We start from the raw sequence: 15524 nt of genomic DNA on the forward strand, positions 1-15524 counted from the left end.
TAAGAAACATGCACGTGCCAGAAGCAGACAGAGCAAAGAAAGTAAAAAGCATATTAGTAACGTTGCCTAAACCAGAGAACGAAAAATCGCCTTACTTTGCTTTGGCGCAGAAGTATAACCTCAAGCTCGACTTCAGGGCATTCATCCACGTGGAAGGCGTGCCGGGGCGCGATGTCCGCAAAGAACAACGGATCAACCTCGCGGATTTCACGGCGGTTATTTTCACCAGCCGCAATGCCGCAGACCATTTCTTCCGGGTGTGCGAGGAGATGCGCTACGAAGTGCCGGCAGACCTGAAATATTTCTGCCTTTCGGAGACCATTGCCCTGTACCTCCAAAAATACATCCAATACCGCAAGCGGAAAATTTTCTTCGGCAAGCAGACGGCACAAGATCTTTCTGATGTGTTGAAGAAACACGCCAAGGAGAAATTCCTTTACCCCTGCTCGGACGTGGCCAACGAGGAAACCTACAACTGGCTTCAAGACAACGGCTATAACGTTACGCCAGCGGTACTCTTCCGCACGGTAGTAAGCGACCTGTCCGACCTGAAGGATGTTTTTTACGACATTATCGTGTTCTTCAGCCCTTCCAGTGTGCAGTCGCTCTTTGAGAATTTCTCCGACTTCAAACAGAACGATACGCGGTTGGCTGCCTTTGGCCCTACCACGCACCAGGCTATACTGGACCGCGGGTTGCTGCTCGATATTGCCGCCCCCACACCCGAGGCGCCGAGCATGACCATGGCTGTAGAGCAGTATATCAAAGCAGCAAACAAGTAACCGCCGGAACCATCCAAACAGCAACGATGTGTGTTTTTTTGAAATATCCGTCGCTTTCTTAACAACTTACTGTTTCTTTTAATAAATTTAGGGCCGCGTTTCGGCGGGGAGATATTCCCGCGGTAAGCCATCTACCCGCGGAAAGGCGTTGTTTTGAATGGCTTTTAAGGATATTTATTAAATTTGGCGGCCGGGATGAATGGGTCAAAGAAACACTTTTGGTCTGAAATTTGCTGTCGTAACGGGTTATTAATCATGGGCTTTAACGAAATAGAAATCCCATTGCATGGGCGTTGCTAGCCAAGAGATAGAACTAAATGAATAGAGCTTATTTACCTATATTATTGGTTTTTATGTGCGCCGCCCTGCTTTCGGGCTGCTCCAGGTCTGGCGGGGGCGAGTTGGTGGGCGTTAAGCGGGCACACCTCAAAACCAGCCGGGTACCGCACGGTATGGTACTCATCCCGGGGGGCACCTTCATCATGGGCCAGTCTGACGAAGACATCACCTTTTCGCAGGTGGCGCAAAACAGGCAGGTCACCATTTCGTCGTTCTATATGGATGAGACCGAGATTTCCAACAGCGAGTACCGCCAATTCGTCAATTGGGTACGAGACTCCATCCTCATATACAATTACCTGCAAGACGATAGCTACTTCGTGGAAGTGGAGGGCTCCGGTGAGCGGTACATCGATTGGTCGAAGGTAAGTGGGAGCAAGCGATCGCTGTGGAACTCCAAAGACCAGGATGTGCGCGAGCGGACACGCCAGATGTACTACCAGGGCGAAGACCGTATCTTCGGGAAAGACGAGATCGATGTCCGCCTGCTGCGTTATCACTACGATTGGTACGACCTCCGTGCCGCCACGGCGGCGAAGAACGACCCCACCAAAACCCGGTCTGACTTCATCCGGCGAGACACCATCTTGGTCTATCCCGATACCACGGTGTGGCTCAACGATTTCAGCTATGCCCAGAACGAGCCGATGGTGGAGGGCTATTTCTCGCACCCCTCGTTTGACGAGTATCCCGTAGTGGGGGTCACCTGGCGGCAGGCCCAGGCATTCAACACCTGGCGTAGCCGTTTATTTGAAAACCACCAACGTAGCCGCAAGACCAACAGCCGCGAAATAAGGCAACCTTATATGCTGCCGTCCGAGGCAGAGTGGGAGTACGCTGCCCGTGGTGGCCGGGTAGGCACCCAATACCCTTGGGGCGGCCCATCGGCGCGCAACGCGAAAGGTTGCCTGATGGCCAACTTCAAGCCCGGCCGGGGCAACTACATCGATGACGGAGCCGCTTATACGGCCCCGGTATATTCGTATTTTCCCAATGACTTCGGCCTCTACAACATGGCAGGCAACGTAGCCGAGTGGACCTCCTCTTCATTCAATGAGTCGGCATCGTCTTTCGTGCACGATATGAACCCCACCTACCGCTATGACGCGGCGGCGGGCGACCCGGAATCCTTGAAGCGCAAGGTGGTCCGCGGCGGCTCCTGGAAAGACATCGGCTATTTCTTGCAGAACGGTGCCCGCGCCTACGAATACCAGGACACATCCAAATCTTACCTTGGTTTCCGGAGCGTATCCGCCTACCCGGGGGTAGATCCAATGAATAATTAACATACTACTTAGTAAGCAATCAACAAGCACAACACAGCAATACCATGGCAGCGAAACGCACATTCAAAATCGGCATCAATAACATCATTTCCTGGGGAGCTACCGTCGTCATCATCGGACTAATGGCCAAGCTGCAACATTGGCCGGCGGGCGACTGGCTCATCATCATCGGCCTCGGTACCGAAGCGTTGCTCTTTTTCCTGCTTGGCTTCCAAAACGAGAACAACGACGTTGATTGGACCCGGGTGTACCCCGAACTTGCCAACGACTACCAGGGCGAATTGCCGAAAGCGACCGTTCGCCCGGCCGCCAATACAGGCAACACGGCCGCGCTCGACAAGATGCTGGCCGACGCGCGCATCAGCCCTGAACTGATTGGCAACCTCGGCGATGGCCTCCGCTCCTTCGGCGATAAGGTAGCCGCTATTTCCAACGTGTCCGATGCCTCCCTCGCCACCGACCAGTTTACCCAGCGCGTGAAGGGCGCTACGGGCAGTGTTGACAAGCTCAACGCAGCCTTTGAAAAAGCCTCCAGCGATCTCGCCGGCATCAGCGCAAGCGGCGGCGACGTAACGGCTTACCACGAGCAGGTACACAAGCTCGCCAACAACCTCCAGCACCTCAATGCGGTGTACGAATTGGAGCTGCAAGATACGGGCAAGAAGCTACAGACCATTTCCCAACACTACAACAGCATTGCCCAAACCCTGCAGAACTTCAATGACTCGGTGGTAGATACACAACAGTTCAAGGACCAAGTAGCCCATCTCAATAAGAACCTTGCATCGCTCAATGCCGTGTATGGAAACATGCTGGCCGCCATGAACCAACCGCGCGTATAGTTTATTTCTAAGATACTGACACCTTAACGAGCAGCATTACAGCATGGCAGCAGGAAAACAGACTCCGAGGCAACGTATGATGGGTATCCTATACCTGGTGTTGTTGGGATTAGTGGCATTGAACGTGAGTGACTCCGTGCTCGACGCCTTCAAGAACCTGGCGACAAGCCTGAGTACCTCTACACAAAACACCCAGGAAGGAATAGACAACATGTTCAGCGCCTTCCGGGCCACCAAGTTGAAAGATGAGCCCGAACGTGCCAAGCCCATACTGGGCCGGGCCGAGCAGGCCACCCAATTGGCAAACAACCTATCGGGATACATCGATTCGCTCAAGGCCGTGCTCGAAGCGGAGGGCGGCGGACAAAACGAGACGACGGGCGACGTGCGCAAGCGCGACAACCTCAGTATCAGCCCCCGCATCATGATCAAACAGAAAGAAGACGGCGTGAACCGCGCCGAGCAGTTGCGGAGCCGCATCAATACCACCCGTGAGCGGCTGTTGGCGCTGGCCAACAACGAAGTTTCCTTTTCGTTGGACGCCCAAGACCCGCCCGCCCGTGGCGGCATCAAGAAATCGTGGGAGCAGGCCAACTTCGGCGACGGCATCCCGTTGACCGCTTCCATCACGGCATTGGAAAAAATCAAGGCCGATGTGAAAAATGCCGAGGCCGTGGTGGTGAAACATATCTTCGGCGAGATGGACATGGCTGTGGTCAACCTCGATCGGTTTGCCGCCGTCGCCGTCGCTCCGTCATCCTATATTATCCAGGGGCAGCCTTACACGGCCAAGGTATTCCTCACCGCTTACGATTCGAAGTCGACACCCGAGATATCCGTTGGGGGCAACACACTGCCTGTTGCCGATGGGCAGGCCACCTACACGGCCAATACATCCAGCGAAGGGGTCTTTAACTGGATCGGGACCATCCATGTAAAACAGACCGATGGCACGGTGAAGGAGTATGTCACCGAGCCGCAGACCTACCAGGTAGCCCGGCCTTCGGCCGTGGTTTCGCCCGATGCCATGAATGTGCTGTACATCGGGGTAGACAATCCGATCTCCGTATCGGCCCCGGGCATCCCCAAAGAGAGCCTGCAGGTGAGCGGCAAAGGCGTAAGCATCTCCGGCTCGGGCGGCAAGTATGTAGCCCGGGTAAGCCAGCCCGGCACGGCCAGCATCCAGGTTTCGGCCCGCATCGGCGACCAAACACAGTCTCTTAGTTCCACGGATTTCCGGGTAAAACGGATCCCCAAACCGCAGGCCCGCGTGGCGGGCCGGGCGGGCGGCACCGTTGCCGCCGCGCAGATACGCGGCCAAAACCGCATCTTTGCCGCATTGGAAGATTTTGAGTTCGACGCCAAGTTCAACATTTCACGTTTTTCGATGTTGATACAGAAGCCCCGTGTAGACCCCATGGGCCCCTACCAGGGCACGGACGGCACCTTTTCAGGGCCCATGCAGAATGCACTCAGTGCCGTTTCACCGGGCTCTTTTGTGTTTTTCTACAATATTATCGCGGTAGGCCCCGACGGCGTACAGCAAGAACTCGATCCGGTTTCATTCCGGATCAACTAATTGATAACGATAAAGGAGGTAACGATGAAAGTGTATGGATTTTTGGTCATGATGGCGGTGGGGCTGTCTGCATATGCCCAGGAGGCAAACCTATCCAACAGCACCACGCCCATCCCCGCGGAAGAGCCACCGGTAGATGGCTACTACGTCAAATCCGACATATTGGACCGCGAAGTTGTGCCCTATGCAAATATCCGCCCTACCGATGTGGCCTACGTAAAACGTATCTGGCGTGAGTTTGACGTGCGTGAAAAGCTCAACGCACTGTATGCCTCACCGAAATCGCGGCTGATCGATGTCATCATGCAAGCGGTACTAGCCGGCGAACTCACCGCCTATGACCCTACACCTACCGAAGATGACCCCACGGGCGATAGCTTCAAGACCCGCCTATCGCCCGACCAGGTGCTGGGCCGGTTCGGATCGGACAGCACGTTGGTAGAAGAGTACGACCAAGACGGCAACGTCATCGCTTCGCACTTCGAGGCCACCGCGTTCAACCCGAACGATGTGGTGCGCTTCCGGATCAAGGAAGATTGGATTTTCGACAAGCAACGTTCCGTATTCGAGCCGCGCATCATCGGCATCGCGCCATTGGTGACCCCCAAGATGGATGAGATCACAGGCGGAGCATCGGCCGATATGGAAGGGATGGAGGCCGTTGAAGACATACCCGGTTTCGACGGCGCCGGAAACACGCCCGCCGTCGTAGCCGATGCCTATCCGGCATTCTGGATTTATTTCCCCGAAGCCCGGCACATCCTGGTCAACAAAGAAGTTGCCTCACGAAATAACGACGCCACAGGCCTGAGCTATGATGACCTGTTCGTCAAGCGGCTATTTTCCAGCTACATCGTTAAGCAATCCAACCCCGAAGATCTCCGTATCCGAGACTATGTAGACAACGGGCTGGACCGCCTATATGAAGCACAACGTATCAAAAAAGACCTCGTCGATTTCGAGCAGGACCTGTGGTCCTATTAGCCAAAAAATGATTTTCGTCAGTTCGCTGCCGTTTTTCTCTTTTTGGCACGCAAATCGTTGCATGCGTATTTATAATGCAAATGTAAAAATGATTTACACCGTATGGGCGCATACGAAGATTGCTTAAGTTTGCATAAGCATAATTAACAGTTCAACTAGCTATTAAGTCGTGCAACTCAAAAAAGTTAACAAAATCTCCGGGATCAGCTCGGCTGACTTCATCAAGGACTACCTCAACAAGGGAGTACCGGTAGTTATGGATGATTTCGTAGCCAAAAACAGTCCGGCATGGACTAAATGGAACTATGACTATTTCAAGGAAATAGCCGGAGATAGCATCATTTCTTTACATGGGCGGGAAGACGCGTCGAACGACCGCGCAGCCAGTGCTCCTGTGGCCAAAATGAAATTCAGTGAGTATTTGGACATGATCGAGCGCGAACCGACCGATTTGCGGATTTTCCTGTTCAACCTCATGAAGCTGAAGCCCGAGCTCAACCACGACCTGATTTACAACGATGTAACGGGTGGCAAGGTGCTGCAATGGCTGCCATACCTCTTTTTCGGTGGTGAGGGGTCGAGCACACGCAACCACTTCGACATCGATATGTCGCATGTCTTCATCACCCAATACAAAGGGGTCAAGAAAATATGGCTGTTCCCGCTGGAGCAGTCGGACCTGATGTATAAACTGCCCTACAACTTCCACAGCATTGCCAACATCAAAAATCCCGACTACGAGAAGTTCCCTGCATTGAAGTACCTCGATGGGTACGAGGCGGAAATCCATCCGGGAGAGACGTTGTTTATGCCCTCGGGGTGGTGGCATTACATCCAGTACGTCACCGAAGGCTATTCCATCAGCGTCCGTGCATTGCCCTCCACCGTTTACGACAAGTGGCGTGGATTCCGTAACCTGGTCATCACGCGCCACTTCGACAACACGATGCGCAAAATATTCAAGGACCGGTGGTTCAACTACAAAATAAACGCGGCGAATAAGCGCGCCGAACGCGCGCTGAAGCGGGTACAGTAGCGATCGCATGTATTTCTTCAGGAAAAAAGATCCCGATAGACCCACCAGCTTCAATTTACGGGTGATGCATGTCATCAATGCGACGGCCATTATCCTGTTTCTGCTGGCCATCGGGTACAAGATCGTCGATTGGCTTTTCTTCAACTAAGTCTTTACATCCAAACACCATGGCTACACACAAGGAAATCATCAATACCGCCAACGCACCCGCCCCCATCGGCCCCTACAACCAGGCCGTCAAAGCGGGCAATACGCTGTATATATCCGGGCAGATTGCGCTATCGCCCACCACCGGCGAACGGGTTGGTGGCTCGGTAGCCGAGGAGGCCCGCCAGGTGCTCGATAACCTAGCCGCCATACTGGCCGAAGCGGGGTACACCGTTGCCGATGTGGTGAAGACAACGATTTTCCTCCGCGACATGGGCGATTTCGCCGCTGTCAATGATATTTACGGCACCTACTTCACCGAACAGGCCCCCGCACGCGAGACCGTGGCCGTGGCCGGATTGCCGAAAAATGTCAACGTCGAAATTTCGGCCATCGCATGGAAAGCCTAAATGCAGGGCCGTTTGAAATACTTCTCGGCAGCGTTTTTCGCGGCGGTGCTTTGGGGCTTCATGGCCATCCCCCTGCGTGCCATCCGGGAGTGGCCCGCTGAAGACATCCTCTACTACCGGATTTTCGTGTCCACGGCGCTGATATGGCCGTTCATCTTCGTTTTCCGCTCTAAGCAGCTTGCCGCATCCGTCCGTTACCTGCAAACCGGGCCACCGCCCCTCCGCAAACGGCTCATCACGCTTACCGTGATCGCTTCGTTGCTCATCATGGGCAATTGGTTTACCTTCATCTATGCGGTAAACAACGTGAGTATCCAATCTGCGGCATTCGCCTACCTTGTCTGCCCGCTGCTTACCACGCTGGCGGCATTCATCATCCTCAAAGAGCGGTTAACGGGCCTTAAAAAACTAGCCATCGGCATCGCTTTGGCCAGCGTCATCCTGTTGGCCCGCGGCTCGCTGTATGACGTCGCCTGGTCCGTGGGCATCGCGTCGTTCTATGCCCTTTACTTGGTGGCCCAACGCATCATCCAACACGTGGATAGGCTGGTCGTGCTGGCTGTACAGCTCACCCTGTGTAGCCTGCTCATCCTACCGTTCCTGCTCTGGCAGCACCACCCGTTGCCTACCAGCGCCACTTTCTGGATCAATATCACTGTCATTGCCGTTGTTTTTACCATCATCCCCCTTTACATGAGCCTGTATGCGCTCAACGGCATATCATCCACCACCGTGGGCGTGCTTATCTACATCAACCCCATCATCGCCTTTGCCATCGCCGTGGTGTATTTCCATGAGCCCGTCTACACCCACCAGCTGGTGGCATACCTGGTATTGTTCGTCGCCGTATTCCTGTTCAATTGGGGTGCACTTCGGAAAGTTTTCCATAAATTCGCATGAACCGTTGAAAGCAGAAGCTCCCTGTGGCACCACTCAGTACCATAACCCCCATTGAATACCTCAAAGGTGTGGGGCCCGCCCGTGCCGAGGTGCTCAAAGCCGAGCTGGGCATCCATACGTTCGGCGACCTGCTCAGGCACTACCCCTTCCGTTATATCGACCGCACCCAATTCCATAAAATCAAGCAGCTCCACCCCGATATGGCCGCGGCGCAGGTAATCGGGCGGCTTGTACATATCGAAGAGCTCGGAGAGCGGCGCGGCCGGCGGCTCGTGGGCCATTTCCGGGACGATACGGGCACTATGGAACTGGTGTGGTTCCAAAGCATCGGCTGGCTCAAAAAAGCATTGCAGGTAGGCGCCGCCTATGTCATCTATGGCAAGCCCAACCTGTTCAACAACCAGCTTTCCATGACCCACCCCGAGATGGAAGTGTACAAGCCGGGCAGTCCGCAGCAGGGCAATATGAGCCTACAGCCGGTGTATAACACCACCGAGAAGCTACGGAAATTCGCGCTCGACAGCAAGGGCATCCAGAAGCTACAGGCTGCCCTGCTCGAAAGCATCGCCCAGCAATTGGGCGAAACACTGCCCGACCACCTCGTACAACAGCACCGGCTACTCCCACTGCCCCAGGCACTGGTGGCTATCCATTTCCCACACAACAGCAGCGAACTGGCGCAAGCCATCCACCGCCTCAAATTCGACGAGCTGTTTTTCATCCAACTGAAACTCCTCAAAAACAAGCTGCTCAACACACAGCGGTTCAAGGGCCACCGGTTTGACAGCGTGGGCGATACGTTCAACACCTTTTACAACAAGCACCTCCCCTTTGCGCTCACCAACGCCCAAAAGCGGGTCATCAAGGAAATCCGGCGGGATACCGCATCGGGGGCACAACTCAACAGGCTGGTACAGGGCGATGTGGGGAGTGGCAAAACCGTGGTGGCCCTCATGGCCATGCTGCTGGCCATAGACAATGGCTTCCAGGCATGCCTCATGGCACCCACGGAGATCCTCGCCCGGCAGCACCACCACAGCATCGGCAAGCTGCTGGGTAGCGGTATCGCATCCGTGCAGCTGCTCACCGGCTCGACACCCAAAAAAGACCGCCGGATCATCCACACCCAGCTTGAAGACGGCACCCTCGATATCCTGGTGGGCACCCATGCACTCATCGAAGATGCCGTGCGTTTCCGTAACCTGGGCCTGGTGGTCATCGATGAGCAGCACCGCTTCGGCGTGGAACAGCGCGCCAAGCTGTGGCGCAAAAACCACATCCCGCCCCACATGCTGGTCATGACCGCCACCCCCATACCGCGCACCCTGGCCATGACGCTGTATGGCGACCTGGATATCTCCGTGATCGACGAGCTGCCCGCCGGACGCAAGCCCATCAAAACGATGCACCTCTACGAAAGCAGCCGCCTGCGCATGTTCGGGTTCATGAAAGAGGAGATCGCCAAAGGCCGGCAGGTATACATCGTATACCCCCTCATCAAAGAAAGCGAAAAAATGGACCTCCTGTACCTCGAGGCCGGTTTGGAAACGCTGCAAAACGAGTTCCCGCTGCCGCAGTACCGCATCAGTATCGTGCATGGGAAAATGCCGGTGAAAGACAAGGATTTCGAGATGCAGCGTTTCGTAAAGGGCGAAACACAGGTAATGGTAGCCACCACGGTGATCGAAGTAGGGGTGGATGTGCCCAACGCCTCGGTCATGGTGATCGAAAACGCCGAGCGCTTCGGCCTGTCACAGCTGCACCAGCTACGGGGGCGCGTGGGGCGGGGTGCCGAGCAGTCTTATTGCATCCTGATGTCGGGCAGCAAGCTCGGCAAGGATAGCAAACTCCGGCTGGAAACCATGGTACGCACCAACGACGGATTTGAAATCGCCGAGGTGGACCTCCAATTGCGGGGACCGGGCGACCTGGCCGGCACACAGCAAAGCGGTGCACTCGATCTTAAGCTGGCCGACCTCACCACCGACCAAGCCCTGCTTACCACCGTACGCAACACCGTGATCGCCCTTTTCGAAGCCGACCCACAGCTGGCCAAGCCCGAAAACAGCCGGCTGCGTGACTACCTTACACAGACCGAGCCCGGCATCAGCTGGGAAAAAATATCCTAGCAGCCAGCAAAAAAAGAGGCAGCCACCTCGCCTAGGTCGAGATGGCTGCCCTGCTATATATAGACTCCGTGGAGGTATGCGTGGTTTACCTTGCAGCGATAACCATGTGGTCTGCATCGGCGTACTGGGCCTGGTCTATTGCCTTGGCGAAGTACTGCTCTACCTTTTGAAGCAACGGAAGGGTTTCTTCGTTTACAAAGCCTGCATATTTACGTTTGGCTTTCTTAAACTGCTTCTGCTCCCGTTTCAATTCAACACGAAGCTGTTCCTTCAACTTGGCAAGCTGTGCCGCTTCATACGCATCGCGCTCTTCGTGCTTCTTGGTATACATCGTTTCGATTTCGGCAATGGCCCTTTTGCTGGCTTCCACACGCACCCCTTGGTCAATATCGTCTTGGTAAACCTTGACGAAGAAAGCCTTGTCACGTTCCAGATCAGCGTGGTTGCCACGGCTCTCCCGAACCTGCCCCTTGGCTATTTCGAACTGGTGGAACAGCACATCCACATTGCGCTGGTGGAATGCAATGACCTGTTTGAAAGCGGCTACGCTCATCTGGTCGTTGATGTGTTCTTTCTTCACTTTCTCGGCGGGCCGGCTTACACTGGTGTTGGCAACGCTGGTTCCTACTGCGGCTGCGCAAATCATGGCGCTCAATACGATCGATTTCATAACTATGCGATTTTGTTTTTCCTTTTTTGTTGTTTCTATGGATAAGACGACAAAGGGGAAAAAACGTTGCACCTCCCCGGGCCAATAATAGACAAACCGCCCATAATCATCGACCAATGGAAACCCGATTAGACCAAAAGGCATTTTTTATAGATAAACGGCTACCGTTGGCACCCGCTACCACGCCCGCAGCGGGCCTCCTCACCCCCGATAAAGTTGCATATCCACCCAACATTCGCTATGTTTGTGACGGTACACAGCAAGGGGTGCCCCGCAGCGGGGCTGAGATTACACCCTAATTACCTGATTTGGATCATGCCAACGTAGGGATGCAAACCGCACAAGACCACCGTTCTTGTTCCGCACGCCGTTGGCAAATCCATGAAAGGGGCTGTACAACAAATAGGCAACTAGCATGGAACACGAAAAAACAACACTCGAACTTATCCCCCAGCAACAGCAGAACTGGCAAAACCGGCCCGAATGGTTTTTCAACAGGGAACACACCGACACGTATGAGCAGTGGTATGAGGGCCGCTACAAACGCGCCGAGATCTGGCAGAAAAAAGTGATGGAACAGTTGGTATCGAAAGACCGCCGTGTAAAAACGCTGCTCGAATTCGGCTGTGGCACCACCCGCTTCACGCGGTGGTGGAAAGAAATCGGCATCGAGGCCACCGGCGGTGACATCTCGCCGCTGATGCTGTCGCAGGCCATGCACCTCTTCGAGGGCGACCTGGTGATGGCCGACTCGCACCACATGCCGTTCAAGGACCATACCTTCGATGCGCTGGCCTTCATTACCACGTTCGAGTACTACCGCGACCCGGTGCGCGTCATCCGCGAGGCCGCCCGCGTGGGCCGTTATGGCATCGCCATGGGCATGATGAACCGCAACTCGCCCAAGGTGGTGCGGCGCCGGGTGCAGGAGCTGTTTGGCAAGAACCCCTTTTACCTCACAGCCACCTTCTACACCCCCAAGCAACTGAGTGCCATCATCCATACAGCGCTGCAAGGGCGCGCGTACACCATCGAGTGGACCTGCACGGGCCTGCCGCGTTGGTTTCCCGTGCAGCAATGGGGCCTTCCCTACGGCGATTTCTTCGGGCTGTATGTACGTTTCAACGATGTAGACTGATGGAGAAGCAACTCGGCAAAATAGGCATACCGTTATTTGACCGCACCATCGTCGCCATGGGTGGCCACCCACGGCCCGAGGTACGTACCGGCCCGCGTTTCGGCGTGGATGTATCGGTGGTAGACCTGCCCGGTGGCATGGCCATGGCCATGACCAGCGATCCGCTATCGCTCATCCCATCGCTGGGGCTGGAAGTCTCGGCGTGGCTATCGGTGCACCTCATGGCCAACGACATGGCCACCACAGGCCACGCGCCCATGTATGGGCAGTTTGTGCTCAACCTGCCCGATACGCTGGGCGCAGCCGATTTCAAGCAATACTGGGCGTACATCCACCGGTTCTGCAGCGATATCGGCGTGGCTATCACAGGTGGCCACACCGGTTTTGTAGCCCACCAGCATTCCACCATTTCCGGTGGCGGCACGCTGGTTACCGTGGCTCCCAGCGGCACCCTGCTTACCGCTGCCGCAGCCCGGCAGGGCGATGCCATCCTGGTAACCAAGCAGTGCGCACTGTCATCGGCGGCGATTTTGGCCATGAGCTTTCCCGAAACGGTCAAAAATAAGGCCGGAGCGGAGGTATACGCGGCAGCATGCAGCTCCTTTTACCAGACTTCCGTTTTGCCCGATGCGCTGGCGGCGGCAGACGGCCGGCATGCCGGAGCACCCATCAGCGCCATGCACGACGTCACCGAAGGCGGCGTACTCGGCGCCATCTACGAACTCGCCGTTGCCTCGGGCCATGGCGCGCTCATCCATAACGACCAGCTGCCCCTACACCCGGTGCAGCAACAGGTATGTAACGTCTTCGGGCTCGACCCCCGTTACTGCATCGGGGCGGGAGCCATGGTCATCACCTGCCCACCCTCCGCCGTGCAAGGTGTTATAAACCGGCTCCACGCCGCAGGCGTCCCCTGCGCAGCAGTGGGCCAGCTCACCGATGCCGCCCATGGCATCAAGCTGGAAACATCCGGCCAAACAAAGGACATACCCTACCACGACGAAGACCCCTACTGGGCGGCATTTTACCAAGCGCACCAAAACGGATGGAACTGATGGAAACAACCCGGCACATTGGCAAAGGGGTTTACCTCGTGGTAGACCCTTCCATGCACAAGCCCACGCTCTACGACAAGCTGGATGCGGTACTGGCCGAAGGCATCGCTGCCCTGCAGATCTGGGATCATTTCGGCGTGGACGACGACATTCCCGCGCTGATCGGCGAGCTATGCCGCCGCTGCCACGCAAAGGACGTACCCGTATTGATCAACAACCGGTGGGCCTACCTCGCAGGCACCCCGCTGGATGGCGTGCATTTCGATACCATCCCCCACAACTACGGGGCCATCCAGGCCGCCATCGGCCGGCCGTTCCGGTACGGCATCACCTGTACGAACGATATGGCGCCCGTTCACTGGGCACACAACCACCGCGCCGACTACATCTCGTTCTGCTCCATGTTTCCCTCCCACACCGTTGATACCTGCGAGGTGGTAACCCCCGCTTCGGTACAACGGGCGAAGGCCATCTATGACGGTCCTATCTTCCTGGCCGGCGGCATCCGGCCAGACAACATCGCGCAGCTAGGCGGCCTCCCTTATACCGGTATCGCGGCCATATCGGGCATCATGAGCAGCGATTCGCCCGGCGAAGCCATCCGTGCTTACCTTAAACACATCCAATCATCATCCCCATCCAAATAACCATGAATACGGAAACCATCAACAAGCTATGTTGCCCCTTCGATCGGGCAGACCTCACACTCACCCCCATCCGCACCACCGAAACCGGCGCTATCGACGAGGGCTACCTGCTATGCGGGCAGTGCAACCGCATCTACCCCATTGTACGGGGCATCCCTATCATGAGCCCCGATGAGTACCGCGAATTTGGGTTGGAGAAACCCTTGCTAGCGCGATGGAAAAAGCACCTCAACGGAAAGACCATCGAGCAGTTCCGCCTGGTGGATGGAATTTCCGGTAAGTTTGGTTAAGTTTGTGGTATGAAAGCCTTTTGTAAACCCCTCTGTGCCGCGATGGTCCTTTTGTCGCTCGCCAGTACCCGTGGCTCGGCGCAGCAACGTGAGGTCAACTACGACGAGTCAAAGGTACCTGCATACACCCTGCCGGCACTGCTCCAAACCGAAAGCGGCCAACCGGTAACCACGGTTGCGCAGTGGGAACAGCAGCGGCGTCCCGAGCTGCTCGGCTTATTCAGCTCGCATATGTACGGGCGCACCCCTACCGATCCGATTGCCGTTAGCTACGAGGTGCTCACGGAAAACCCGCGGGCGCTGGGCGGCAAAGCAACCAGCAGGCAGGTCAAGCTGCTATTCAGCAACGGCACCAAAACGTTGGAGGCATTGCTGTTGGTATACCTGCCCAATGGTGTCAAGAAAGCTCCCATGTTTGTCGGTTACAACTTCAAGGGCAACCACAGCACCACGTTAGACACCACCATCCTGTACTCCAGGAATTTCATGCTGGTGCGGGAGCAGGGCCATCCCGACTGGGAACGTGGCTGCCAGGCCACCCGGTGGTCGTACGACGATATCATCGACCGCGGTTACGGCATCGCCACCATGTGCTACCACGATATTTTCCCCGATCAGCCGGGGCGGAAGGACCACAGCATCGTTTCCCTTTTCCCCGGCTACGGTGCTGGCCACGAAGCGCCCGATGCGTGGCAGGCCATCGGCGCGTGGGCATGGGGTTCCAGCCGGATCGTAGACTACCTGGTTACCGACCCGCGGGTAGATACCGCACGCATCGCCATCATGGGGCATTCCCGCCAAGGGAAGGCCGCCCTCTGGGCAGGTGCACAGGATACACGCTTTAAGATCGTTATTTCCAACGATTCGGGCGAAGGCGGCGCTGCCTTGTCCCGGCGCAAGTACGGCGAAACGCTGGCAATTGTGAGTTCCATCCAGCCGGCCTGGTTCTGCCCCGCTTTCGACGCCTACCACGGGCGCGAAGAGGACCTGCCTTTCGACCAGCACCAGCTGCTCGCACTGATGGCCCCCCGGGCGGTATACGTGGCCAGCGCCGAGGACGACCAATGGGCAGACCCCAAGGGCGAGTACCTGGGTGCCTACCATGCCGGCCCGGCATATGCGCTTTATGGCCTCCGCGGCCTTCCGTCGGCCACACCGCCTGCCATCCACCAGCCCATCATGCATGATATCGGCTACCATATCCGCGCCGGCAAACACGACGTTACCCGGTACGACTGGCTGGCTTTCCTGGACTTTGCCGATAAGCATTTCAAAGCCACACACAAATAA

Annotated in this window: 16 protein-coding genes and 1 riboswitch; of the genes, 15 read left to right on the forward strand and 1 reads right to left on the reverse strand. The window is 56.1% G+C overall.

Annotated features, from left to right (window positions below; genetic code table 11):
• Positions 1 to 8 precede the first annotated feature (8 nt).
• The 10 genes from ACEVG1_RS16190 to recG all read left to right on the forward strand — a co-directional run bounded on the left by ACEVG1_RS16190 (position 9) and on the right by recG (position 10434).
• Complete coding sequence (locus ACEVG1_RS16190) at positions 9 to 782, forward strand: uroporphyrinogen-III synthase (RefSeq protein ID WP_374744761.1); 774 nt, start codon at positions 9 to 11, stop codon at positions 780 to 782.
• Between the two features lie 317 nt (positions 783 to 1099).
• Positions 1100 to 2407, forward strand: a complete 1308-nt coding sequence (locus tag ACEVG1_RS16195) for an SUMF1/EgtB/PvdO family nonheme iron enzyme (protein WP_374744762.1) — start codon at positions 1100 to 1102, stop codon at positions 2405 to 2407.
• Between the two features lie 44 nt (positions 2408 to 2451).
• The gene (gene gldL / locus ACEVG1_RS16200; RefSeq protein WP_374744763.1) at positions 2452 to 3249 is read left to right on the forward strand and encodes a gliding motility protein GldL; all 798 of its coding nucleotides are present in this window, start codon (positions 2452 to 2454) and stop codon (positions 3247 to 3249) included.
• Between the two features lie 43 nt (positions 3250 to 3292).
• Positions 3293 to 4828: a gliding motility protein GldM gene (gene gldM, locus ACEVG1_RS16205; protein WP_374744764.1), complete on the forward strand. Its 1536-nt coding sequence runs from the start codon at positions 3293 to 3295 to the stop codon at positions 4826 to 4828.
• 24 nt (positions 4829 to 4852) lie between these two features.
• Positions 4853 to 5812 (forward strand): gliding motility protein GldN, encoded by a 960-nt coding sequence (locus ACEVG1_RS16210; protein ID WP_374744765.1) that lies wholly within the window; start codon positions 4853 to 4855, stop codon positions 5810 to 5812.
• Positions 5813 to 5981: 169 nt separating this feature from the next.
• Positions 5982 to 6848 (forward strand): cupin-like domain-containing protein, encoded by an 867-nt coding sequence (locus ACEVG1_RS16215; RefSeq protein WP_374744766.1) that lies wholly within the window; start codon positions 5982 to 5984, stop codon positions 6846 to 6848.
• 7 nt (positions 6849 to 6855) lie between these two features.
• Positions 6856 to 6996 (forward strand): DUF6728 family protein, encoded by a 141-nt coding sequence (locus ACEVG1_RS16220; protein WP_374744767.1) that lies wholly within the window; start codon positions 6856 to 6858, stop codon positions 6994 to 6996.
• 19 nt (positions 6997 to 7015) lie between these two features.
• A complete protein-coding gene (locus ACEVG1_RS16225) occupies positions 7016 to 7405 on the forward strand; it encodes a RidA family protein (protein ID WP_374744768.1) in 390 nt (129 codons plus the stop codon).
• Positions 7406 to 8305 carry an EamA family transporter gene (locus tag ACEVG1_RS16230; RefSeq protein WP_374744769.1) on the forward strand — a complete coding sequence of 300 codons (900 nt, stop codon included), beginning with the start codon at positions 7406 to 7408 and terminating at the stop codon, positions 8303 to 8305.
• A 23-nt stretch (positions 8306 to 8328) separates the two neighbouring features.
• Positions 8329 to 10434 (forward strand): ATP-dependent DNA helicase RecG, encoded by a 2106-nt coding sequence (gene recG, locus ACEVG1_RS16235; RefSeq protein WP_374744770.1) that lies wholly within the window; start codon positions 8329 to 8331, stop codon positions 10432 to 10434.
• 85 nt (positions 10435 to 10519) lie between these two features.
• Here the strand turns inward: recG and ACEVG1_RS16240 are convergent, their stop codons facing one another.
• Positions 10520 to 11104, reverse strand: a complete 585-nt coding sequence (locus tag ACEVG1_RS16240) for a hypothetical protein (protein WP_374744771.1) — start codon at positions 11102 to 11104, stop codon at positions 10520 to 10522.
• Positions 11105 to 11356: 252 nt separating this feature from the next.
• Positions 11357 to 11451, forward strand: a riboswitch (TPP riboswitch).
• 68 nt (positions 11452 to 11519) lie between these two features.
• Between ACEVG1_RS16240 and ACEVG1_RS16245 the strand changes: the two genes are divergently transcribed.
• Genes ACEVG1_RS16245 through ACEVG1_RS16265 form a run of 5 tightly spaced genes read left to right on the forward strand, consistent with a single transcriptional unit; the run spans position 11520 to position 15524 of the window.
• Complete coding sequence (locus tag ACEVG1_RS16245) at positions 11520 to 12242, forward strand: class I SAM-dependent methyltransferase (protein WP_374744772.1); 723 nt, start codon at positions 11520 to 11522, stop codon at positions 12240 to 12242.
• Positions 12242 to 13297: an AIR synthase family protein gene (locus tag ACEVG1_RS16250; protein WP_374744773.1), complete on the forward strand. Its 1056-nt coding sequence runs from the start codon at positions 12242 to 12244 to the stop codon at positions 13295 to 13297. The genes ACEVG1_RS16245 and ACEVG1_RS16250 overlap by 1 nt, the downstream gene beginning before the upstream one ends.
• Positions 13297 to 13944, forward strand: a complete 648-nt coding sequence (locus tag ACEVG1_RS16255) for a thiamine phosphate synthase (RefSeq protein WP_374744774.1) — start codon at positions 13297 to 13299, stop codon at positions 13942 to 13944. Before ACEVG1_RS16250 ends, ACEVG1_RS16255 begins: the two co-directional genes overlap by 1 nt.
• A 2-nt stretch (positions 13945 to 13946) precedes the next feature.
• Positions 13947 to 14234 carry a Trm112 family protein gene (locus tag ACEVG1_RS16260; protein WP_374744775.1) on the forward strand — a complete coding sequence of 96 codons (288 nt, stop codon included), beginning with the start codon at positions 13947 to 13949 and terminating at the stop codon, positions 14232 to 14234.
• Between the two features lie 9 nt (positions 14235 to 14243).
• The gene (locus tag ACEVG1_RS16265; protein WP_374744776.1) at positions 14244 to 15524 is read left to right on the forward strand and encodes an alpha/beta hydrolase family protein; all 1281 of its coding nucleotides are present in this window, start codon (positions 14244 to 14246) and stop codon (positions 15522 to 15524) included.

Source organism: Parapedobacter sp. 2B3 (assembly GCF_041925275.1).
GTDB classification, from domain to species: domain Bacteria; phylum Bacteroidota; class Bacteroidia; order Sphingobacteriales; family Sphingobacteriaceae; genus Parapedobacter; species Parapedobacter pyrenivorans_A.